Origin of the sequence: Streptomyces sp. NL15-2K, from assembly GCF_030551255.1 — a bacterium.
Taxonomy (GTDB): Bacteria; Actinomycetota; Actinomycetes; order Streptomycetales; family Streptomycetaceae; genus Streptomyces.
On the sequence record NZ_CP130630.1, the window covers coordinates 6,439,436 to 6,459,687 of the forward strand.

Below are 20,252 nucleotides of genomic sequence, written 5' to 3' on the forward strand. Positions count from 1 at the left end.
GGAATGAAAGCGCTTCTCTTCCCCTGGCACATCGGTGCCGGGCATCTCGGTCGTCTCATCGAGATCGGAAAGCTCCTCGACGCCCATGCCGGCTGTCGCTCGCTGGTATGCCGCGACGGCGTCGCCGAGCCGCTGTCCGGCGTGAGCGGGGCAGGGCCAGGGCCCCGCGCCGGCCGGGTCAGCGCGGACCGGCGTTACCTGGTCGTCCCGGACGTGGAGCATGCCTGGTCCCAGGCGGGCTACTACAACGTCCAGCGGGTCCGCCGGGACGTCGCCCGGGACGCCGCACTGATCCGGCAGCACCGGCCGGCCCTGGTCGTGACCCATATGCAGCCCACCGCCGTGCTCGCCGCCCGCCAGGCCGGCGTACCCGTTCTGTCGATCGCCGATGGTGACTTCCTCACCGACGAGGAGTGGGGATGGATGTCCTGGGCGAGGGGGACCGGTCTGCGCGCGGCGCCCTACCCGCCTTGCCTCGCGGCCTTCGACGCCGTGGGACACGAACTGGGCCTGGACCCGCTCCCGCACGCGAGCGACCTCAACTGGGGCGACCGCACGCTCGTCGCCAGCGTCCCCTCGGTCGACCCCGCACCGCCACCCGCGAAGGACGGCACCGCCGCGGCGCTCCACTGCGGGCCCCTCATCTGGGCGGACGGGACACCACCGGCCGACCCGGGCACGGCGGCCCCCGGCAAGGCCAAGGTGTACGTCTCGCTCGGCAGCGGCGAACTCTGGCCCGGCCAGGTCGACGACATGCTGACCGACGTCGCACGGGAACTTGACGCCCTCGTCTACCGCAGTTCGCCCAGAGGTACGGACGCGGACAGCCAGTGGCTGCGTCACACCGACTTCGGCACGCTCACCTCCCATGTCACCGCCACCGACATCACCGTGACGCACGGCGGACACTCCACCGTCCACGCCGCCCTGTGCGCCGGGCGCCCCGTGCTCGTCGCGCCGTTCATGTCGGAGAACGAGGCCAACGGACGGGTGTTCCTTGAGGACACCGACGCCGGCCGGTGCCTCTGGCACACCGAAGTGCGCAACCGGCGACTGACGTTCGTCGACGACACGGGGAAACGGCACGACAGCCCGCCCCTCGACGCCCGGCATCTGGCGTCCGGCATTGACGCGATCCTGTCCGACCCCTCGTACGCGACGGCAGCGCACCGACTGAGCCGGGAACTGGCCGCCTACAAGGAGCGCCAGGTCGCCCTGGTGACCGCCGCCGTGCAGGAGCTGGGGGTCTGAGGGTGCCGATCGACCACACCACCGACAGCGTCACACTGCCCTTCTCGGGAACCGGCTGCGGTCCCGTCGCGTTGTCCTGGGCACAGCGCGCTTTCTGGAACACCATCGCCCTGGCGGCGCCTCATGGCGAGCATCTCAGCATGCCGCTGGTCGTCCCCGTCCCCGACCAAGCCGACCTGCCCTCCGTTGCCTCGCAGGCGTGGTGGAGAAACACGACGCTGTACCCATGGCCTGACGCTCGACAAGCGAGGAGGCTCCTCGTGACGACCCTGACTGTTCCCGACGGCTACACGAAGGCCGGTCAAGATTCTGGCGCATCAGATCGGTGCCAATCCGGAGACGCTGCGCAGCTACTACGTCGTCGCACGGCAGTGGCCGAAGGCGAAGCGCCGGGCAGATGTGAGCTTCACGGTGCACGCAACCCTGGCTTACGTCCGGAGTCGGTACATCTTGATCCGTAAGGACCCCTACGACCCGTTCACCAAGGAGTACCGCTGGACGGTGAACGAGGCCCAGAAGGTCGTGCACCGTGCCGTCGGGACGCCTACCAACCAGGAAGAGCGACTTGCCCACACCCGGCGCCTGCTCCACACGGATGAAGATGCAGCCAAGGCGGTTACCGAGATGCTCGGACGCCCGGACGTCCGGGCCCGCCTCGAATCCGACCAGCACGCCCGGCACCTGATGCGCGAGGCTCAGTACGAACACTGGCGCCAGGCCGACGAGACAGCGGAAGCCGATGCCGAGATGGCCTCAGCCGGCGACGCTGCGGAGGTGGAGGAGGAGTTCGAGGAGGAAGTCGCTCCTCTCGGCGTCCGATACACCTAGGCCCCGATGGAGATCCTGCGGCTGATCGGGGCGTTTGCCTCGTTCTCTGTCTCGCTTCAACGGATCATCCCCGAGGTTCACACCCAGGACTACACCGAGGAGACCAAGCAGGCGGTCCTCGACAACGTGCACAAGGCGCGCATGCTGCTCGACTGGTGTGAGACCGCCATCAAGACCGGAAGGACCGACCCGGACAAGGCGCTCGCGCGCTTGATGGAGGACGAAGAAGGCGAGTAATCATGACGACCACGCGCCGCCAGGCGGCGCACGACAGCGGTGAGGACGTCTGGGGCCGGGTGGCCAAGGCCGGCGAGGACGGCCTCCCCCCTGAGCGGGCCATCGGCCGGAACACCAGGAGCCAGTTTGAGCGCGGCAAGAGCTGGATCCGAGATGTCAAGTGCGAAGCCGAGAAGAAGAGCTTCGTCCGGTACCGCGGCCACTACGCGGTCACCCTTGACGCCGACAAGTGCACCGCCTACGCGGCCGAGCGCATGCAGTCCCTGTATCGGCAGGCCGTGCGCATCTACAAGTGCTCGCTGAAGGAACTGCCGCCCGAGGCTCAGGAACTCCTCACGGTGACACTGCTGACCAAGCAGTTGCAGTCCATCTTCGACGCGATGGACATCCTCAAAGCCGCTGGCTTCTCCCCGGAGACCGCGGCGGCAAAGGCGAAGGCAACAACTCCCGTGAAGAGGTCACCGGCATCGTCCAGGGGCCGGAAGACCTGACCGCACGATGCAGCCGGAGACGAGGTGGGCCCACATCCAGGGTGGACCCACCCCGCCGGTTCCATGATCGCCTCACCCAGATGCGTCAGCAAGCCACGCCTGTCCAATCGAGTGCCGACGCAGCCAGCTTCGGCCGCGGGCCAGCGTGCCCGGAGACCCGCCTCTGCCCTGCGCCGCGCGTGGCCTCCAACCTTCAAAGTCCGATGGCAACGCTGGAGGCCGGGCCGCCCAGACTCTAATTTGCGGACGTGCAGCAGTGAGACGTCCGGATCTGACGGACCGCGTACGGAAGTGGCCACCGCGCCTGGGAGAAGCCGACCAAGATCTTCTCCCAGATTTCTCCCAAACGATCTTCGGGAACGAATCAGGGGCCTGATCCACTTGGTGAATCAGGCCCCTGACTTGGTGTTTCACTGTCGGGGTGGCGGGATTTGAACCCACGACCTCTTCGTCCCGAAGCAACTTGGGTGGGGCCTCGACCTTGGGTCGGTGTGGCTCTCACCTGCTGCGATGGGCCGTGCGTGTGCGTGGTTGTCCGCCGCTGTGCGTCGGCGTTGTCACGCAGTTAGACACTCAACGGTGTTGAACCAGACTGTGAAAGCAGATCACGTCCGCCGGGCTGCTTCCACCTCCTTGAGGACCGTGACCAACCGGTCGGTCTTGTGGCTGCGTGACATCGCTTCGCGTCCTGTCTGTCGTCCGCGAGCCAACGTAGCCATCAGCCGCCGTGCAATATCCTCGTTACAATTTCGCGACTGCGCTGGGAAAAATCCTTGATTCGCGGCATATCCATATGAAATTTCCGATGAGCGCGCTGACTGAAAAGCAGGAAACGCGGCTGCATATCGAGGAGGTTTCGCCCTAGAGGATCTTCGACGATCGCCATCCTCATAATCTGAATGTCCGTTATGCAACTAGGCATTCTCGTCACCCTTAGATCTTCCGCGTCCCCCTCAGTGACGAAGCGAACCACTAGGTCTTGGCCGCGCCTTATTCTGCGAGACCGAATAGATACCTTCTTGCCGCTCCAGGTAACTAGGTGGCGAGCGTGCTGCCCGGAGAGTTTCGTTCCGTCTAGCTCCACCTCGCAATCGAGGAAGGTGGACTCGGTTGTCTCGAAGGTAATCGATCCCTGGTCGAGCTCCGTTGCGCCGTCGGCGAGAGCCTCCAGGGTGAAAGCTACTGTGTGCATATCGCGGACTGGTGTTCCGTTGAGCCTCGTGGATATGTGGCCTTCTGTCGCCCCTGGAGCAATGTCATCTAGCGGCAAAAACTTGCGGATTACTATGACCTTTGCCTGAATTCGCCCGGCGGCGGGCCAGTCTTCCATCCTCTCGAAGATCATTGACCTGACCCCAGCCGTCATGCGTATGCCGGTGCCCTTTGGCTTTAAGCGGCCAAATGTCTCTACACCGGAGATGCGCCCGCTAACTTCAATCCCCTTCTCATCAACAGGGCCATTGAGAATTCCAGAAAGGGTTACCTCGTCGCCTGGATTCATGAGGAATGGCTTGATTTGCAGACATCCGTCACCAAGCTCAAAGGGGTCTTCTCCGAAGAACTCGGATATAGATCCTCGGTTCACCTCCATGGAGCCACCCACGAAATTGCAAAGATTTCCGAAGCGAATTGTCAGAGGGCTGGCGAAGTCGCTTTGCAGAATTGGAGCCTTGCCGGTATTCGCTAGTCTGAGTTCAAATACCATGGGGAGAACAAGGCGACGGCCGCCCGGTTCGAGATTTACACTAATAGGGCCGTCAATTAAGCTCTCGATGGCCTCCTCGCCACGCTGGAGCGTCAACAGTTCATAGTAGGCCGTGTAGTGCATCCTCTTGAAGCTTCCGCCTCGTTTTTGCCATACAAGCGCCGCCCAGGAAATAGCCAATGCTGTCAAGGCGATACCGGTGCCTACCGCGAACTCCACGACTCCCCCCTCTAACCAGACTTCCCTTGACTAGCATTCGATCTTAGCGATCGGACCAGGTCGGCGGAACGACTTTGGCCTGGAGCTGCTTTGGGGCCATGATCTTCGAGGCTCGCGCCAAAGTGGCTGCGTAAAGCGTGGAGCCGACCGCCCCAGCCGCAGAGGGTGTCTCTCACTTCATGCCCGCAGCTCGCTAGCGACTGATCGGGATCTCGTAGACGATCTCGCAGTGAGCAGCGGGCACGACGATGTCCGCCGTCTCCACGGGCCGCCCCTGGTCGCTGTAGTACGTCCGGCGGATATGCGTGACCAGCGCGGCCTTCTGGATGCCGAGAAGTGACGCTTCCTCGGCTGTCGCTTGCCGGGGCTCCGGCTGCTCCACGGCGTGGCTGACGTTGATGCCGATCTCGGCCATGCGGTTCACGACGCCCGCCCCGGCGTGCGGCCCTCCCTCGGGGAGGACGATGAGAGTGCCGGCCGTGAGGTCGTACGGCTCCCAACTCGTCGACAGCTGCACCGGCCTGCCGTCGGCGAGGAACTCGTACTCGGTGCGGACGCGCAGGTCGCCCTCGGCGATACCGAGACGAGCCGCGATGTCCGTCGGCGCCGGGACCTTGGCGTCGGTCCGGCTCTCCCAATCTCCCTGCCTGCCCACAGCCTTCATGTCCGCGCGGAACGGGGACCCGTCGGGCTGCTCGCGCGCCGCTGAACGGACAACTCGCACCCGCTGCCGGGGCTCGGCGACATACGTACCGGAACCGGCGCGGCCCTCCAGCACGCCCTGGGAGATCAGCAGCTCCTGTGCCCGGCGCACCACGTTCTCGCCCACGCCGCACTCCTGGCCGATCTGGGCACGGGAGGGAAGACGGTCCCCCGGCCCCCACACGTGCTCCGCGATCCGCCGCCGGAGTTCGTCGGCGATGCGGAGATAGGGCGGCTGCTCAGGCATATGGAAAATCTAGTCCACTAGCTCTAATCTAGTTAACTAGCTTCACGCAAGGTGATCGCTGGTGACGGAGGCTGCCCTGTGCCCGCTTCGGGATTTAGCGCGGCGGCCATCGCCGCCCGGTTATCGGCCGTTGGGCTCCCCACGCGCGTGGAGGAGCACGCCCGACACACGACGGTCGAAGCGGAGGTGCCGGAATCACTCTCCGCAGAGTCATGGCGGGAGGCCCTGGAAGCGGTGGCCGAGGCCGATCAATTCGGGCTTCTCGCCACCAGCTTGAACGGCCGCACCCTCTGGGCGGTCGTACACAAAGCGGTCCCCACGACGGGCGATGCCGGGGGACCGAGCCATCAGCGATAAGGAGCTGAGCAGCGTTGCTCAACCGTATCCGTCGTGCCGTCTCGCTCACCAGGGAGCGGCACCGCCCCAGGGGCAGGCACCGCCGCCCCTTAACCTCCTCCCGGCCGACAACTGCCTTGGCACACCCTGCGCTCACCGACAGGTCGATGACCGCCCAGGGACGGCACCCGGACCGCGCGGACTCGCTCGCGGGTGAGGACATCGCGCTCGTCCGTCCGTACGTGCTGGCCTGCGAGAAGCGCGTACGGCAGCGCTCGATGGTCGTAGCTTGCCATCTGCCGGCCGAAGCCTGGTCCGCCCTCGCGGGGGTCCGCTGATGCCTCCTCGCCAACGGCCTCGCATCACGCACGCTGAGGCCGCTTCCTACCGATCGTCCTCATGCCGGATCGGCACCCACCATGCCTGTGCGGAGTCCTCCCCGGCCGCGGCGCCGATCGACATTCCGGTGATCTACGAGGCATGCGATTGCCCCTGCCACTCGGCATTCGACCAGTCCACGCTTGCGGAGGTGAAGCGGTGAGGGAATGGGCACCCAGCGGCGCGCTGGTATCCACCGTTGAGATCACCTCGACCACCGTGCAGTGCGGCGACGTCATACAGGTCGGCGGCCGGGCGTGCCGGGTGAGCAACCTCTTCCAATTGCCCCACGGGGCCAAGCAACTCCTGTTCGAGTCGGGTGAGTTGCTGACCATGCACACGCGGACCCGGCTCGTCGCCGTGCGGATGCTGAGAAGGCGGTGATGGAGTCCGTGCCTTCTCGCCATCACCGCATTGCCGATGACCTCCGGCACCAGATCACGACCGGCCGGATCAAGGCTGGCGAACGCCTTCCCTCTGAGTCTCAGCTAGCCGGTCAATACAGGGTCAGCACGCCGACGCTGCGGAATGCTCTCGCAGTGCTTCAGGGGGAAGGCCTCGTCGAGAAGATCCATGGCAAGGGGAACTTCGTTCGTCGTCCCCTCCGCAAGATCACATACGTCGGCGGATGGGGCACGTTGGATCCGTGGACCGCTGCTGACGCGGCTCTGCGCGTCACTGTCCGCACCACCGCGATCCGGGCGCGCGGGCATCTGACAGCCCTGTTGAGGGTGCCGAACGGTACGCCACTGACCGAGTTCCTCTGCATCAGCCACGAGGGAGAGTCGCCGCACAGCCTGGCCCGTCTCTACGTCCCGCGTGACCTGACGCCGACCTCAGTACTCGGCGACGGAACCTCAAGCGAGGGGATAGTCACGAGGTTCGCCATGCTGAGCCCCCCGCCGGCCGAGTTCCGGGAGACGGTATGCGCCCGCCTCCCGACGCCGGACGAAGTCTCGACCCTCCGGATCAGCTCCGCCGTGGCGGTTCTCGCGATCACACGCGTCGCCGCCGACAGCGCTGGGCGGGTCGTCGAGGCCGCGCTTCTGGTGTTCCCGGGGGACCGCGTCGACGCGGTCTTCACCACCCACCAAGTGATCGAGGAGAGGCAGACACAAGGATGACAGTCCGAAACGAACTGAGGCTTCTCCCGTGGTCGGGGCCGGAGGGCAAGCCCTGCTATCTCAGCACCGACGACCGCGCAGGCTACATGTCCCGCCTGGCGGACGACATGGAAGCGATCCAACTCGGGATGGCGGCCGAACTGCTGGAGCAAGCACTAGAAGTACTCGGCGACGAGGATGCGGATCCGGGGGAGCTGCGCCCTCTGGCGACGAAGCTGACCGAAGCCTTGCGAGACGTGCTCCGTGTCGCGACCAGCCGCGGGCACCTCTTGGCGGTGAGCGAACCTGACCCTTCCTGAAGGGTAATCAGAAGCCGCGACTGGTAGCGCTGACCTTCGCTTCGCAGCAGCGCACTCATGGGGAGAGAAGTCCCGGTCCCTGACCGGGACTTCTCTCCCCATTTAAGCCAAGCCGGTCCGGATCGACGGCGGTGCCCTCAGCTTGGGAAGCTGCGATCACCGTGATTCCCCGCTGTTCCCCGCTCGATCTGGTGCGCTTGTGGTGCGGCCTGAGCCGAGGGCAACGTCAGCCTTCTGATCGAGCGAATCCACCGTCGCGCATCTCGAGCCCTGCGCTCCACCAGCGGTTCCCGGCCGACCAGGTGAGCCGGTGCTGGTCGCGACGCGGGCGGCTGATCCAGGCGACATAGAGCCCACCGAGCGACGTCAGCTCAGTGACGCTTGCGCTGCCGCTCATGATGAGCACGACTCCGACGAAGACGATAGCGACGAACGCGCTGGTGTCAGAGCCAAGGTGCTTAGGCTGGGTAGGCACAGTTTCCTCCGAGGTTGCTGTTGCTGGGTGAGTGGAGGCGGTGGATGCGTAGAGGCGCTGCCGCCTTCACTCCTCAGCCGCCGGTCTGCGGCTGAGGTCAATCTGAGCACCTTGCAGAGGGCGCGAGCGGACTGCCTTGTGACGTCTTGGTCCGCCTGGTACGCGCGCGTGCGCGCACATCTACGCAAGGGGACGGACCAAGACGTCACAGCTGGGAGTAGGAGCAGATGGTTGCGACACAGACCCAAGAGAGAGCCCTGAAGCGGGCAGATGGAGTCAGAGAACTCGTAAAGAAAAGAGGACTGCTGGATGTGCTCGCAGTGTTAGAAGAGCTGCATTCCAACGGAAATTCCGGCCCTTCAGTGCGACTCCGAACTCCTTACATCCGGAATAGCGTGATGCCTTACGGCGACCTATGGTCACCGCATGCATTTCCATCGTTCGTTGAATTCGATGAAAGGCGCCGCCCGGCCGAGCGTATCCTTCCACCATTGGCCAAGCTCCTCCTGCCGCAAGGAGTGGCGCTGGAATTCCACCTGGTGGCGCTATTTGTAGCGCAGGCTCAAGCCCGCTCAGGCGCGAGATGGGAAAATCAAATACCGATCACCAAACGAAGTAAGGGTATCGCGTGGGTCGACTTGATGGCAGTGTCGGCGAAATCAAGCACTGGAGGAGGGCGACCCTCGTCATACACGGCGAACAAGACTCGACAACTCCGCGCTTCGCTGAACCTGCTGTCAAATCACAGACTGGTCGATATCGGGGATCCGGGAGTGAGGAATAGGTATGAAGGATTCAAGCTACTCTCCGAGGACGCCGCCAGCTCAGCTGCAAGTTTCGTGGAGTATCGCGTGCCGCAAGAACACGAAGCTGTTATTAACGTCCCATTTCAGTTTTTCACCCGCGGCTGGGTGTATCTGCTGTCTAAGAGTGAGATTGCAGCCTATTTTATGTGGCTCAGTCTGAGCACAGAGAGTGAATGGGTTACCAGCCTCTGGCGGCAGCGGGCTGGACTATTCGGCTTATCGCGTGATGTGTATGACGCCACACAGGCACTTGCTGCTTACGGACTAGTCGACGTACTCCCATCCCGGGAGCGGCGACAGGATGGAACGTGGCGAAATTTCAGCGCAGGAGATAAACCGTATGGCAATAAAATTCGCGTAAATCATCGCGGTTTATGGCGCCCGGCCCCGAAGACGGTTGAGGGTGTACTTCGAAAAACCGCTGCGCTCGGAAAATGGTCCAGGGTCGTTGGGGAGTAACCCGGAAGCGTAGATTTCGGTTGTCCTCGCCCTCAGAGGTTGCGTACACGATCACGCGATATACCACCCAGCTTCCGTCCCGTACGCCGTCGACCCACACACCGTGGAGCGGGCGTGGTTCAGGGGCGTCAAGGTGGAGCGCGCCACTGTACGAACGACCTTGACGCCCCTGGGCCGCGTCTGCTCGGCTTTGCCTGGGTCGATGGTGTGCGGGACGGAAGCCCATCACCTGTCACCACCCACGGACTTGCACTCGGCGACGGTGTCCCGATGCTCCCGGTGCCGGCCGATCCCCCGCCGGAGGCATCGTCTTGTGCCCGCGGGTGACTTCCCGACCGTTGCTCGCTTGCGCGCCGCGCGCCGCCGGGCGCGGCCAGCCGGGGCGCAGACAGGAGGCAGGCCGCGCCGCAGAGGCGGCGCGCGCCCGCGCCGTGCGCGGGCCTTGATGAACGTAGGGAAAGTCTTACCGCGCTGAAATCAGGTGCTTGCCGTCGTGGCTCCGCACGTGTGGGCCGTTGCTGTCCAGGGCGTCCAGGAGTCGGATCGCGTAGACCTCGGCCATGCGCTCGCTGACCTCTTCGGGCGTGAGCCAGTCGACGGCGGTTGATTCGCTGGACGTGCGCTCGTGGCCGCCTGAAGGCTTGCAGCGGAAGACCAGGGCGACGATGCCCCTGGTGGTGTTCTTGTAGACGCCGGTGAGTTCATCCACCTCGACGTGGATGCCCGTTTCCTCCAGGACCTCGCGGGCTACGCCGGTCTCGGGTGCCTCGTTGAGTTCGAGTACGCCGCCAGGCAGTTCCCAAGTGCCGTTATCGGCGCGGCGGATGGCCAGGAGGCGCCCGTCCTCGCGCACCACTACCCCGGCCACGGACACCGAGTGCAGTGGTGGTGTTGAGGTTGCTTCCCGTGATGTACTCATGTACAGGAGCATAGGAGAAAGAGAAGGACTATGGGAACCGCGGTAGGAGGTGAGCGGTCCGTACCTCGGTACGTCCAGATCGCTGACGAGATCGTGCAGCAGATCAGGGCGGGTGTCCTCAAGCCTGGTGAGATGGTGCCGAGTGAGTCGGAGCTCGTCGAGCGTTACGGCGTCTCGGGCGGCACGATTCGCAAGGCCATGGTGGAGGTGCGCGCGAGCGGGCTCGTCGAGACGCGGCACGGTAAGGGCTCGATCGTGAAGGATCGGCCGCCGGTACGGCATCGCTCCTCTGATCGCTTCCGGCGCTCGCACCGCAGGGGCGGCAAGGCGGCTTACCTCGCGGAGTCCGCGCAGTCCGGCGCCACCGCCAAGGTGAGCGTCCTCTACATCGGCCCTATGGACGCACCCGAGGACATCGCCGAGCGGTTGGGGGTCTCCGCCGGCACTCAGGTGCTCGCGCGGCGTCGCCTCTACTTCCGCAACGGCACGCCCGTGGAGACCGCGACTTCGTACCTGCCGTGGGACGTCGTGAAGGACATCCCTGAGCTGTTCGCCGAGAACCCCGGCGGTGGTGGCATCTACGCCCGACTCGAAGACCACGGGCACGAGTTCGCCGAGTACGTCGAGACGCTGCAAGCGCGCCCGGCCTCCAAGGCGGAGGCATCGGAACTGGCGCTGAGCCCCGGCTCGCCAGTGGTTCACCTGATCCGGGATGCCGTGACGACAGAAGGTCGTGTGGTGGAGGTCTGCGACACTCTCATGGCCGCTGACCAGTTCGTTTTCGAGTACCGGATCCCCGCCGCCGACTGACGCGCGCTCAACTTCCCTCGGCCCGTCGCGAGTTCTTCTTCGCGGCGGGTTGACTCATGTATAGGAGTCATGCACTCTTCTTCATGTTACTCATATACATGAGTGGCGGAGTTCAGCATCTATAGAGGAGTGATCTGCTGTGCGTCAGATTCCCGTCGACACCACCAACGCGACCGTGATGGTCGCCAAGGCTCCGCAGCCGAAGGTCAAGAACCGCCAGACCAGCGAGATCGCCACCGACAAGGACGGCGTCACCCTGATGACCGTGGAGGTCATGTTCTCCACGCCGGACGAGGTGGAGATCCTCAAGCTCACCGTTCCGCAGCCCGGCGTCTCCGAGGACCTGACCATGGGTACCCCGGTCGCCCTGACGGGCCTGGTCGCCTCGGCCTGGGAGAACGAGTTCAACGGGCAGAAGCGGCACGGGATCGCATTCCGTGCGGTCGCCGTGACCTCGCTGGCCGCCGGTGCCTCGAAGCCCAAGGCGGCCTGACCATGACCTGGTTCACGGTCGCGCTGCTGCTGGTCGTCGCCACTGCGGGTCTCCTGCGGTGGCGGCGCCCCGCCTGGTACTGGCTGACCTTCGGCGTCACCATCTCCGCCGTTCGGGTGCTGGTCCGCTACGCCTCCGTGATGGACGCCTGTGGGCTGACCGTTCCGCCTTCGCGCTGGCGCCTGGCCCTGGCCCGGATGACCGACCGGCCCGCGCCGGACTCCCGTGTGCCGCGCATCCTGCGGCTGCGGCCCACCCGGACCGGCCTGGTCTTACGGATCAAGCTACGCCCCGGACAGGACGCGTTCGACGTCTCGGCCGCAACGGACCGGCTGCGCCACTCCTTCGGGATGTACGGCGTGACCTCCCGTGAACTGCGGTCCGGTGTCGTTGAGTTGCGGATGACCGGCTACGACGTCCTGAAGCGGGTGCAGATGCCCGCCAAGGTCGACCGCGTCCCGATGCGTATACCGGTCGCGCTGCGGGAGGACGGTTCGGTGCACTACCGCGACTACCGCACCGTTCCGCACGGCCTCACGCTCGGCGCCACCGAGTCGGGCAAATCCGTCTACCAGCGCAACCTCGTCGCCGGGCTCGCCCCGCACGACGTGGCCCTGGTCGGCATCGACTGCAAGCAGGGCGTCGAACTCTTCCCCCTCGCCCGCCGGTTCTCCGCGCTGGCCGACAACCCGGACACCGCGCTCGAACTCCTCGACGCGCTCGTGACGCACATGGAGGACGTCTACCAGCTCATCCGCGCTCAGCAGCGGATCAGCGTGAGCGTCCCGGACGCGGAGATCGCCGCCGACATCTGGGACCTGCCCGCCGACCTGCGCCCGGTCCCGGTCGTGGTCCTGGTCGACGAGGTCGCCGAACTCGCCCTGTTCGCCACCAAGGAGGACGAGAAGCGCCGGGACCGCATCATCACCGCGCTGGTCCGCCTCGCCCAGCTCGGCCGCGCAGCTGGCATCTATCTGGAGATCTGCGGGCAGCGTTTCGGCTCCGAACTGGGCAAGGGCATCACGATGCTCCGCGCCCAGCTCACCGGCCGCACCGCACACCGCGTCAACGACGAACCCTCGGCGAACATGGCCTTCGGCGACATCGCCCCGGACGCCGTCCTGGCCGCCATCCAGATCCCCACCGACACCCCCGGCATCGCCGTCACCGGCGACTCCTCCGGCGGTTGGTCCCGCATCCGCGCCCCGCACACCTCGCTGCGCCAGGCCGTGAACCTCTGCAATCGGCACGCGGACCGCACCCCGGACCTGCCCGCCCTGGAAGCCTTCCGGCCCGCCGTTGCCCCGCTGCCCTCGGCCCGCGTGCCGCTGTCCAAGACAGCCCCCGCCACCGCCTGACCTTCCCCGCCAACCCGGTCGGCGCGACCGCCTTCGCGCCACGTCCCTACCCCCTCCATGCCTCACGACAGGAAGGAGCGCCCGATGTTCTGCGAGCACTGCGGCGACGTCGACGGCGACGAGACCGGCATCGACCACGACGAACGCGACTGCCCCTGGTACGACACCGACGACGGCGCCGTCACGATCGACGCCGCCGAGCTGGCCGACATCCTCCAAGCGGTGGCCGACGGCTCCCCGGCTCTGCGGGCCGCGACCGGCCTCCTCATCGACCACGGCCTGTGGATCAAGCGGCTGGCCGAACGGCCCGGCCTGCTGCTGATCGACGACTCCGGTCCCGACCCGGAGCCGTACGGCATCGACTGGCTCAAGGTCGTCGAGGCCCTGGCCGTAAACGACCTGCCCGCCTCCAGCGGGGAACTGCGCATCCTGGCCATCGCCGCATCGCTGGCCGACACCGCCGCCCGCATCCCGCTCGGGGACGCGGTCAGCGGCCTGGACGCGACCAACCTCGACCGGGTCCTGACTGCCATCGCCGAGGCCAACGGCCGCCCGCTGGCGAGGTGACCGGTCGTGGCCGCGCGACTGCGTATCGATGCCGTCCTGGTGCAGGCCGTCATCGCCGGGGCGCTGTCCTTCGCCCACCTGCACGACCTGGCCGCCGCTGCCGGACAGGACGGCTGGAAGGCCTGGGCCTACCCGGTCTCGGTCGATCTGCTGCTGGTCGCCGCCTGGCGACGGCTGCGCTCGGATGGCCCGTCCCGGCTGGCCTGGTCCTGGTTCCTGATCGCCCTGGTCGCTTCGCTCGGCGCCAACGTCGCCACCGCCGGACTCCTCGACTTGGGCGACGTCCCGGCCTGGCTGCGCATTCTGGTCGCCGCCTGGCCCGCGATCGCCTTCATGGGCGGCACACTCCTTGCCCACTCGGCTGGGGACCGGGTGCCGGATCCGCCGGCACCCGCAGCCCCCGACCCCGAGCCCGAACCGGCTGCCGAACAGGCGGAGTTGGACGCCTCTCCGGCGCCCGAGGTCGAAGCAACTCCCGCCCTTCCCGCGCCTGAGCCCGTCCCGTCTCCGCCTACGGTTCCGGCCCCGGCTGTCCCGGCCGCGCTGGTCGACCACGCCCGCAAGGTCGCCGACGACCACCACGCCCGAACCGGGACCCGCATCGACACCGACACCCTGCGCGCCCGGCTCGGCGTCCCGCCCCACCTCGCCGACGCCATCGCCGCCCAACTCACCTGACAGACAAGGAGATTCACCGTCATGCCTGCCCGCGACCACTTCCACTCCGTGATGCGGATCGGGCCGGTGCAGATCGGCACCCACCGCGACCGCAACGGCCAGACCAAACACGCCGCCGTGTGCACCGCCGACCGCTGCGGCTGGTCGTCCGACTTCTCCAGCTCCTCCGCCGCCCAGCTCGCCGCCCGCACCCACCGCTGCAAGGTCCGCTGAGGAGACCCCCATGGACGTCCCGCTCTGGCTCGCCCTGCTCGCCGTCGGCTACCTCGGCGTCAAGCTCATCCGCCCGCCCTGGTGGCTCATCGCCGTGCTCCTGCTCGGCGGCTACCTGCTCGGGGACAGCATCCTCGCCCCGGTCATCGACTCCACCATCAAGTAACCCGCCACAGAAGGGAGTTCACCCATGCTTCGCCCCAAGGTCCCGACCAACCCGATGCCGACCGGCACCGTCACCCCGCCCGCCGTCGTCGAGCCGCCCGCCGTCGTCCAGCACACCCCGGCACCCGCGCCCGTCGCCCCGGCACCCGCCCGGCCCACCATCCAGCTCACCCCCGGCGCCGTCATCGCCGTCGTCGGTGGCGGTACGGCCGTGGTCCTGGTCGTCGGCGCCGTCCTCGTCTCCATGCTCCTGGCGGTCGCCATCACCGGCGCCTCGCTCGCCATCTGCACGCTGGTCATCCGCTCGCTCGTGGCCTCGCAGAACGGCCGCTGACCGGCCCCCGGGCGGCCCTGATACCGCCAAGCATCCGCCGCCCGGGAGCCGTGCCCCTGTCCGAACCCAGATCCGGAAGGAACCTTCAGCATGACCGACCGCACCCGCCCGCCGTCCCGCATCTGCCCCAACTGCGACGGCTTCGCCTCCGCCGCCATCACCACCGGCGGCCGCGACCGGCACGGCCACCTGCGCACCGTCACCGCCGACTGCCCGGCCTGCCACGGCACCGGCACCGCCCGCCGCACGCCGGTTCGGGAGGGCGCCCGTGCCTGAGCAGCTGCTCGACCCGACCACCCTCGGCGACCTGCTGAGGGTGGCCTCGGCCTCCGACTACGACCGCTGGCACGAGCAGATCCGCCGCACCGGCGGCTGCGCCGACCCCATCCACCTCACCGGCTGGACGCTCACCAAGGACAAGACCACCGGCGAGACCCTGCACCACTACTCGACCGAGCACGAGCCGGGCGGACGGCTCCGCGTCGCCTGTGGCAATCGCCGCGCCTCCCGCTGCCCTTCCTGCGCCTGGACGTACGCGGGGGACACCTACCACCTCATCCGCGCAGGCCTGGCCGGAGACGACCGCCGCGACATCCCCGACACCGTCCGCGACCACCCGCGCGTCTTCGCAACCCTCACCGCCCCGTCCTTCGGCCCGGTCCACAACCGGCCCGACCACGGTGGCGCCTGCCGCTGCGGGACCCGTCATGCCTCGGATGACCCGGCCCTCGGCACCGCGCTCGACCCGGCCACGTACGACTACGCGGGCGCCGTCCTGTTCAATAACCACGCCGGGCAGCTGTGGCAGCGCTTCACCAACCGGCTCCGCCGCGAGATCGCCGCCCGCGCGGGACTCACCCAGCGGGAACTGAAGGAGTCCGCCCGGCTGTCGTACGGCAAGGTCGCCGAGTTCCAAAAGCGCGGCGCCCTGCACTTCCACGCCGTGATCCGCATCGACGGCCCCGAGGGACCCGACACCCCGCCGCCGTCCTGGGCAACAGTCGATCTCCTCGCCGACTCCATACGGGCCGCCGCCGCGCACTCGTACACCTCGGTCTCGGTCCCGGCCGCCGACGACCAGCCCGCCCGCACGTTCCGCTGGGGCACCCAGCTCGACGTCCGGCCCGTGAAGGCGTTCGGCGACGGCTCCGACATCACCGAACAGGCCGTGGCCTCCTACGTCGCCAAGTACGCCACCAAGGCCGCCGAGAACACCGGCACTCTGGACCGCCGAATCGGTGAACTCGCGGAGCTGGACCGCCACCAGGTCCCCGACCACACTCGCCGCCTGATCGAAGTGTGCAAGCTGCTCGATCCGCTGTACCTGGACCGGCGCCTGTGGGCCTGGGCTCACATGCTCGGTTTCCGCGGCCACTTCTCCTCCAAGTCCCGTCGCTACTCGACCACCCTCGGCGAACTCCGCCAGGCCCGCGCCGACTTCCGCGCCGCGCAAGAACGCGAAGCCCTCAGCCTGGAGGACCGCGAGCCGGACACCGTGCTCGTCCTCGCCGACTGGCAGTACGCCGGGCATGGCCATACCCCCGGAGAATCCGCCCTCGCCGCCACCATCGCCCGCGATCTACAGCTCAACCGTGAAACCGCCCGCGAAGCCCTATGCGACCAACTCGCCTTGGAAGGAGCCGCAGCATGACCACCGCCGCCGCGACCACCGAACTGCTGACCGTGTCGGAGGTCATGGCGCGGCTCAAGGTCGGACGTTCCAAGGTCTACGACCTGATCCGTAGTCACCGGCTGGCCTCCATCAAGATCGATGGCGCTCGCCGGATACCCGCTGAGGCCGTACGCGACTTCATCCAGAACCAGCTGGAGGAGGCCGCCTGATGCCCAAGCGCCGGAGCCGTGGTGACGGTGGTCTCCACTGGGACGAGAAGCGACAGCGTTGGATCGCCACGGCCAATCTCGGCTTCGACCCGAGCGGCAAGCGCATCGTCCGCAAGGGGAGTGGCAGGACCAAGACGGAAGCCAAGAACAAACTCAAAGAGGTGCTGCGCGACTATGAAGACGGTCTCGCGATCGCTCCGACGGGCTACACCGTCGCCGACGCCGTGAACGACTGGCTTACGTACGGCCTCGCGGGCCGCGACCTCGGCACGGTTGAGAACTGCACGATCCTGAGCCGGAACCACGTGATCCCGGCTCTCGGCGCCCGGAAGCTTCGGGATCTGAGCGCGGAAGACGTGGACCGCTGGCTCGCGGCCAAGGCCAAGACGCTCAGTACGCGCACCCTCCAGGCGATCCACTCCTGCCTGAACCGTTCGGTCAAGCGGGCCATGGCGCGGGACAAGGTCAAGCGCAACGTGGTGGAGCTGTGCTCCGTGCCGCAGGGGCAGACGGGGCGTCCCTCCAAGGCGCTCACCTTCGCCCAGGCGGAGGCGGTACTCAAGGCGGCCGAGGGGACCTCGATGCACGCGTACATCGTCGTAGCCCTGCTGACCGGTGCACGCACGGAGGAGCTGCGAGCCCTCACCTGGGACCACGTCTTCCTGAAGGGCCAGCCGGACGCCGACCCGCCGCAGCTTCCGCACATCGCGGTGTGGCGCTCGGTCCGGCGCGGTGGGGACACCAAGACCCGGAAGTCCCGGCGCACGCTCGCTCTGCCGGCGCGCTGCGTAGAGGTCCTCTGGCAGCAGTTCGAAGACCAGGGCTGGGATCGGCTCGCCGCTGGCGACAAGTGGGAGGAACACGGGCTGGTCTTCTCGTCGGCCGTTGGCAAGCCGCTCGACGCGACCAACGTCCGGCGGGCCTTCCGCCAGGCGCTCAAGGACGCCGAGGGGATCAACGCCGACGACTGGACGCCCCGGGAACTCCGCCACAGCTTCGTGTCCCTGCTCTCGGACCGTGGCGTCCCACTGGAAGAGATCTCCCGGCTTGTCGGCCACTCCGGCACGGCCGTGACTGAGGAGGTGTACCGGAAGCAGATCCGGCCTGTGATCCAGACCGGCGCCGTGGTCATGGACGGCATCTTCAAGCGGGATCCGGAGCGCTAGTCACGCAGATAGACACGCAGACGAAACAGGTGAGCCACCTACTAAAAGTAGTAGGTGGCTCACCTGGTACTTCTCTGTCGGGGTGGCGGGATTTGAACCCACGACCTCTTCGTCCCGAACGAAGCGCGCTGCCAAGCTGCGCTACACCCCGATCGTCGCTGCTCGTCGCGGCGACGTCGTTTACTTTAGCCCACTGGTGGCTGGAGACGAAATCCGGTTTTCGCGCGGTGGCGGACGGGGTTCGGGCGGGTGTGGTCCAGGGCCACGAGGAGGATGGCCAGGGCGTAGATGGAGAGGCCGAGGAGGAGGGCGTTGCCGAGGACCGTTTTGTAGCCGTGCTGCTCTACGTCCAGGAAGGGGTAGAGGTAGCGGCCTGGTGTGCCGGGGAGGAGCAGTTCGCCGCGGGTGAGGGAGAAGGCCAGGTGGGCCAGGGGGTAGAGGAGCCATGTGGCGGCCTGGCGCAGGTGGAGGTGGCCGGGGGTGGTCAGGAGGAGCCAGTCCAGGACGGCTGCCGCGGGGATGGCGGTGTTGAGGAGGTGGTTGGTCAGTGCGTGCCAGCCGGTCGGGGTGGTCGTCGCGGGCGGTACGGCGCCTGTCGTGGAGCCCGTCATCGAGAACGGGGCCGTTCCGTTCGCCAGGAGCAGGTGGTACACCAAGGCCGCGATCACGACGTAGAGGAGTGTCGCGCCTGTCAGTGCGGACGGCAGGGGGCGGCGGGCCGTCCAGGCTCGGCGGGCCGAGAAGGTGAAGACCAGCGTGAGCAGGATGGTGCTCTGGATCGTGAAGTGGCCGAGCACCTGGGTCGGGCTGCCGAGGAGCAGGTCGATCGTCACCGCCGCGGCCGCCGTCAGGGCGACCAGCAGGCGGTAGACGGCGGCCAGGGGGCGGCGTACGGGGGGCACCACCGCTGTGGCGGGGACGGGTGAGGGCAGCAGCGCGGGCACGCACGGTATGGCGGGCAGGTCCGGGATGTCCCTGGGTATCGGGGCGGTCATGCCCTCACGCTAGGCAGGGCGGACAAAAGGGGCGATACGGGTGGGCCGTGCGGGTGAGTCGAGCAGGTCGACGACCGGATTCATGCATCAAGTCGACGACCGAGTTCATCGAATCGATCCGGGAGTCGGCTACTCCCGGCCCACCAACGTCAACAGCGTCGCTTCCGGCGGGCACGCGAACCGTACCGGCGTGTAGCGGTTCGTGCCGCAGCCCGCCGAGACGTGCAGGTAGGCCGTACGGCCCTCCGCCTCGTGCGTGGACAGGCCCTTCACGCGGTCCGTGTCCAGGTCGCAGTTGGTGACGAGGGCGCCGTAGAAGGGGAGGCAGACCTGGCCGCCGTGGGTGTGGCCGGCCAGGATCAGGGGGTAGGCGTCGGCCGTGAAGGCGTCCAGGACCCGGAGGTACGGGGCGTGGACGACCGCCATCGAGAAGTCGGCGCCCGTCGACGGGCCGCCCGCCACCTGCGCGTAGCGGTCCCGCTTGATGTGCGGGTCGTCCAGGCCCGTCAGCTCGATCGACGCGCCCTCGACCTTCAGCGTGCCCCGCGTGTTCGTCAGGTTCAGCCAGCCCGCCGCGTCGAAGCCGTCGCGCAGGTCCTCCCAGGGGTTGTGGATCGCGCCGACGACGGGTGGGTTGCCGTTCAGGCCGTGGCGGCCCTGGGCCTTCTCGAACAAGTACCGGACGGGGTTGCGGGGTGTGGGGCCGTAGTAGTCGTTGGAGCCGAAGACGTACGCGCCCGGGAACTCCATCAGCGGACCGAGCGCGTCCAGGACCTCGGGGATGCCCTCCGGGTCGGAGAGGTTGTCGCCCGTGTTGATCACGAAGTCGGGGCGCAGGCCGGCCAGCGAGCGCAGCCAGCGCTGCTTCTTGCGCTGGCCGCCGACCATGTGGATGTCGGAGACCTGGAGCACGCGCAGGGGGCGCATCCCGGTCGGGAGGGCGGGGACCGTCACCCGTCGGAGGCGGAAGGAGCGGGCCTCGAAACCCGCCGCGTACACCAGACCGGCGGCGCCGGCCGCCGCAAGGGACAGAGGTACTCCGTATCGCGCGCGCATACGTCCATCGTGTCAGACCCCGGACCGCTTCCGCGCCGCGCGCCCCTCAACGTCGCCCGGGCCGACGCCCCTTAAATGAGCGGGCGTCTTTGCTTGCAC

Annotated in this window: 26 protein-coding genes, 1 tRNA gene and 1 pseudogene; 21 read left to right on the plus strand and 7 right to left on the minus strand. The window is 67.2% G+C overall.

What is annotated here, in order from left to right; translation table 11 throughout:
* Window positions 1–3 precede the first annotated feature (3 nt).
* The 3 genes and pseudogenes from Q4V64_RS29010 (at window position 4) to Q4V64_RS29020 (ending at window position 2,807) form a co-directional block, all read left to right on the plus strand.
* On the plus strand, window positions 4–1,251 hold the full coding sequence (locus Q4V64_RS29010) for a hypothetical protein (protein ID WP_124440332.1): 1,248 nt from the start codon (window positions 4–6) through the stop codon (window positions 1,249–1,251).
* Between the two features lie 342 nt (window positions 1,252–1,593).
* Window positions 1,594–2,316, plus strand: a pseudogene (locus Q4V64_RS29015) (DUF6192 family protein).
* A 2-nt stretch (window positions 2,317–2,318) separates the two neighbouring features.
* A complete protein-coding gene (locus Q4V64_RS29020) occupies window positions 2,319–2,807 on the plus strand; it encodes a hypothetical protein (protein WP_124440329.1) in 489 nt (162 codons plus the stop codon).
* Between the two features lie 718 nt (window positions 2,808–3,525).
* Here Q4V64_RS29020 and Q4V64_RS29025 read toward each other — a convergent pair.
* The gene (locus tag Q4V64_RS29025; RefSeq protein WP_124440328.1) at window positions 3,526–4,731 is read right to left on the minus strand and encodes a hypothetical protein; all 1,206 of its coding nucleotides are present in this window, start codon (window positions 4,729–4,731) and stop codon (window positions 3,526–3,528) included.
* A gap of 193 nt (window positions 4,732–4,924) precedes the next feature.
* On the minus strand, window positions 4,925–5,680 hold the full coding sequence (locus Q4V64_RS29030; RefSeq protein ID WP_124440327.1) for a GntR family transcriptional regulator: 756 nt from the start codon (window positions 5,678–5,680) through the stop codon (window positions 4,925–4,927).
* 78 nt (window positions 5,681–5,758) lie between these two features.
* Between Q4V64_RS29030 and Q4V64_RS55305 the strand changes: the two genes are divergently transcribed.
* The 5 genes from Q4V64_RS55305 to Q4V64_RS29050 all read left to right on the plus strand — a co-directional run bounded on the left by Q4V64_RS55305 (window position 5,759) and on the right by Q4V64_RS29050 (window position 7,817).
* Entirely contained in the window at window positions 5,759–6,037 is a 279-nt protein-coding gene (locus tag Q4V64_RS55305) for a hypothetical protein (protein ID WP_124440326.1), read from the plus strand.
* A gap of 146 nt (window positions 6,038–6,183) precedes the next feature.
* Complete coding sequence (locus Q4V64_RS29035; protein ID WP_253266962.1) at window positions 6,184–6,354, plus strand: hypothetical protein; 171 nt, start codon at window positions 6,184–6,186, stop codon at window positions 6,352–6,354.
* 199 nt (window positions 6,355–6,553) lie between these two features.
* The gene (locus Q4V64_RS29040) at window positions 6,554–6,778 is read left to right on the plus strand and encodes a hypothetical protein (protein WP_124440324.1); all 225 of its coding nucleotides are present in this window, start codon (window positions 6,554–6,556) and stop codon (window positions 6,776–6,778) included.
* Window positions 6,775–7,518 (plus strand): GntR family transcriptional regulator, encoded by a 744-nt coding sequence (locus Q4V64_RS29045; protein ID WP_172629209.1) that lies wholly within the window; start codon window positions 6,775–6,777, stop codon window positions 7,516–7,518. The genes Q4V64_RS29040 and Q4V64_RS29045 overlap by 4 nt, the downstream gene beginning before the upstream one ends.
* Window positions 7,515–7,817 (plus strand): hypothetical protein, encoded by a 303-nt coding sequence (locus tag Q4V64_RS29050; RefSeq protein ID WP_124440322.1) that lies wholly within the window; start codon window positions 7,515–7,517, stop codon window positions 7,815–7,817. Before Q4V64_RS29045 ends, Q4V64_RS29050 begins: the two co-directional genes overlap by 4 nt.
* Before the next feature lie 226 nt (window positions 7,818–8,043).
* Here Q4V64_RS29050 and Q4V64_RS29055 read toward each other — a convergent pair whose 3' ends face one another.
* Window positions 8,044–8,292, minus strand: coding sequence for a hypothetical protein (locus tag Q4V64_RS29055; protein WP_124440321.1), 249 nt, complete (start codon window positions 8,290–8,292; stop codon window positions 8,044–8,046).
* A gap of 491 nt (window positions 8,293–8,783) precedes the next feature.
* Here Q4V64_RS29055 and Q4V64_RS29060 point away from each other — a divergent pair, with 491 nt between their 5' ends.
* Window positions 8,784–9,557, plus strand: coding sequence for a hypothetical protein (locus Q4V64_RS29060; protein ID WP_124440320.1), 774 nt, complete (start codon window positions 8,784–8,786; stop codon window positions 9,555–9,557).
* A gap of 463 nt (window positions 9,558–10,020) precedes the next feature.
* Here Q4V64_RS29060 and Q4V64_RS29065 read toward each other — a convergent pair whose 3' ends face one another.
* Complete coding sequence (locus Q4V64_RS29065) at window positions 10,021–10,488, minus strand: NUDIX domain-containing protein (protein WP_172629208.1); 468 nt, start codon at window positions 10,486–10,488, stop codon at window positions 10,021–10,023.
* An 18-nt stretch (window positions 10,489–10,506) separates the two neighbouring features.
* Between Q4V64_RS29065 and Q4V64_RS29070 the strand changes: the two genes are divergently transcribed.
* From Q4V64_RS29070 to Q4V64_RS29125, 12 genes are all read left to right on the plus strand, one after another.
* Entirely contained in the window at window positions 10,507–11,286 is a 780-nt protein-coding gene (locus Q4V64_RS29070; RefSeq protein WP_124440319.1) for a GntR family transcriptional regulator, read from the plus strand.
* Window positions 11,287–11,425: 139 nt separating this feature from the next.
* Complete coding sequence (locus Q4V64_RS29075; RefSeq protein WP_124440318.1) at window positions 11,426–11,779, plus strand: hypothetical protein; 354 nt, start codon at window positions 11,426–11,428, stop codon at window positions 11,777–11,779.
* A gap of 2 nt (window positions 11,780–11,781) precedes the next feature.
* Complete coding sequence (locus Q4V64_RS29080) at window positions 11,782–13,137, plus strand: FtsK/SpoIIIE domain-containing protein (protein ID WP_124440317.1); 1,356 nt, start codon at window positions 11,782–11,784, stop codon at window positions 13,135–13,137.
* Window positions 13,138–13,221: 84 nt separating this feature from the next.
* On the plus strand, window positions 13,222–13,704 hold the full coding sequence (locus Q4V64_RS29085; RefSeq protein WP_124440316.1) for a hypothetical protein: 483 nt from the start codon (window positions 13,222–13,224) through the stop codon (window positions 13,702–13,704).
* Between the two features lie 6 nt (window positions 13,705–13,710).
* On the plus strand, window positions 13,711–14,382 hold the full coding sequence (locus Q4V64_RS29090; RefSeq protein WP_124440315.1) for a DUF2637 domain-containing protein: 672 nt from the start codon (window positions 13,711–13,713) through the stop codon (window positions 14,380–14,382).
* A 21-nt stretch (window positions 14,383–14,403) separates the two neighbouring features.
* Complete coding sequence (locus Q4V64_RS29095; RefSeq protein WP_124440314.1) at window positions 14,404–14,595, plus strand: mobile element transfer protein; 192 nt, start codon at window positions 14,404–14,406, stop codon at window positions 14,593–14,595.
* 10 nt (window positions 14,596–14,605) lie between these two features.
* Entirely contained in the window at window positions 14,606–14,761 is a 156-nt protein-coding gene (locus tag Q4V64_RS29100) for a hypothetical protein (RefSeq protein ID WP_124440313.1), read from the plus strand.
* Between the two features lie 24 nt (window positions 14,762–14,785).
* Window positions 14,786–15,094, plus strand: a complete 309-nt coding sequence (locus Q4V64_RS29105; RefSeq protein ID WP_124440312.1) for a SpdD-like protein — start codon at window positions 14,786–14,788, stop codon at window positions 15,092–15,094.
* Window positions 15,095–15,184: 90 nt separating this feature from the next.
* Complete coding sequence (locus Q4V64_RS29110) at window positions 15,185–15,370, plus strand: hypothetical protein (protein ID WP_124440311.1); 186 nt, start codon at window positions 15,185–15,187, stop codon at window positions 15,368–15,370.
* Complete coding sequence (repSA, locus tag Q4V64_RS29115) at window positions 15,363–16,745, plus strand: replication initiator protein RepSA (RefSeq protein WP_124440310.1); 1,383 nt, start codon at window positions 15,363–15,365, stop codon at window positions 16,743–16,745. Before Q4V64_RS29110 ends, repSA begins: the two co-directional genes overlap by 8 nt.
* On the plus strand, window positions 16,742–16,936 hold the full coding sequence (locus tag Q4V64_RS29120) for a helix-turn-helix domain-containing protein (RefSeq protein WP_124440309.1): 195 nt from the start codon (window positions 16,742–16,744) through the stop codon (window positions 16,934–16,936). The genes repSA and Q4V64_RS29120 overlap by 4 nt, the downstream gene beginning before the upstream one ends.
* Window positions 16,936–18,102 carry a site-specific integrase gene (locus tag Q4V64_RS29125; RefSeq protein ID WP_124440308.1) on the plus strand — a complete coding sequence of 389 codons (1,167 nt, stop codon included), beginning with the start codon at window positions 16,936–16,938 and terminating at the stop codon, window positions 18,100–18,102. Before Q4V64_RS29120 ends, Q4V64_RS29125 begins: the two co-directional genes overlap by 1 nt.
* A 77-nt stretch (window positions 18,103–18,179) precedes the next feature.
* Here Q4V64_RS29125 and Q4V64_RS29130 read toward each other — a convergent pair.
* The 3 genes from Q4V64_RS29130 to Q4V64_RS29140 form a co-directional block, all read right to left on the minus strand.
* A tRNA-Pro gene (locus tag Q4V64_RS29130) sits at window positions 18,180–18,253 on the minus strand.
* A gap of 34 nt (window positions 18,254–18,287) precedes the next feature.
* The gene (locus Q4V64_RS29135) at window positions 18,288–19,097 is read right to left on the minus strand and encodes a Pr6Pr family membrane protein (RefSeq protein WP_124440307.1); all 810 of its coding nucleotides are present in this window, start codon (window positions 19,095–19,097) and stop codon (window positions 18,288–18,290) included.
* A gap of 129 nt (window positions 19,098–19,226) precedes the next feature.
* On the minus strand, window positions 19,227–20,153 hold the full coding sequence (locus Q4V64_RS29140; protein ID WP_124440306.1) for a metallophosphoesterase: 927 nt from the start codon (window positions 20,151–20,153) through the stop codon (window positions 19,227–19,229).
* Window positions 20,154–20,252: the final 99 nt, after the last annotated feature.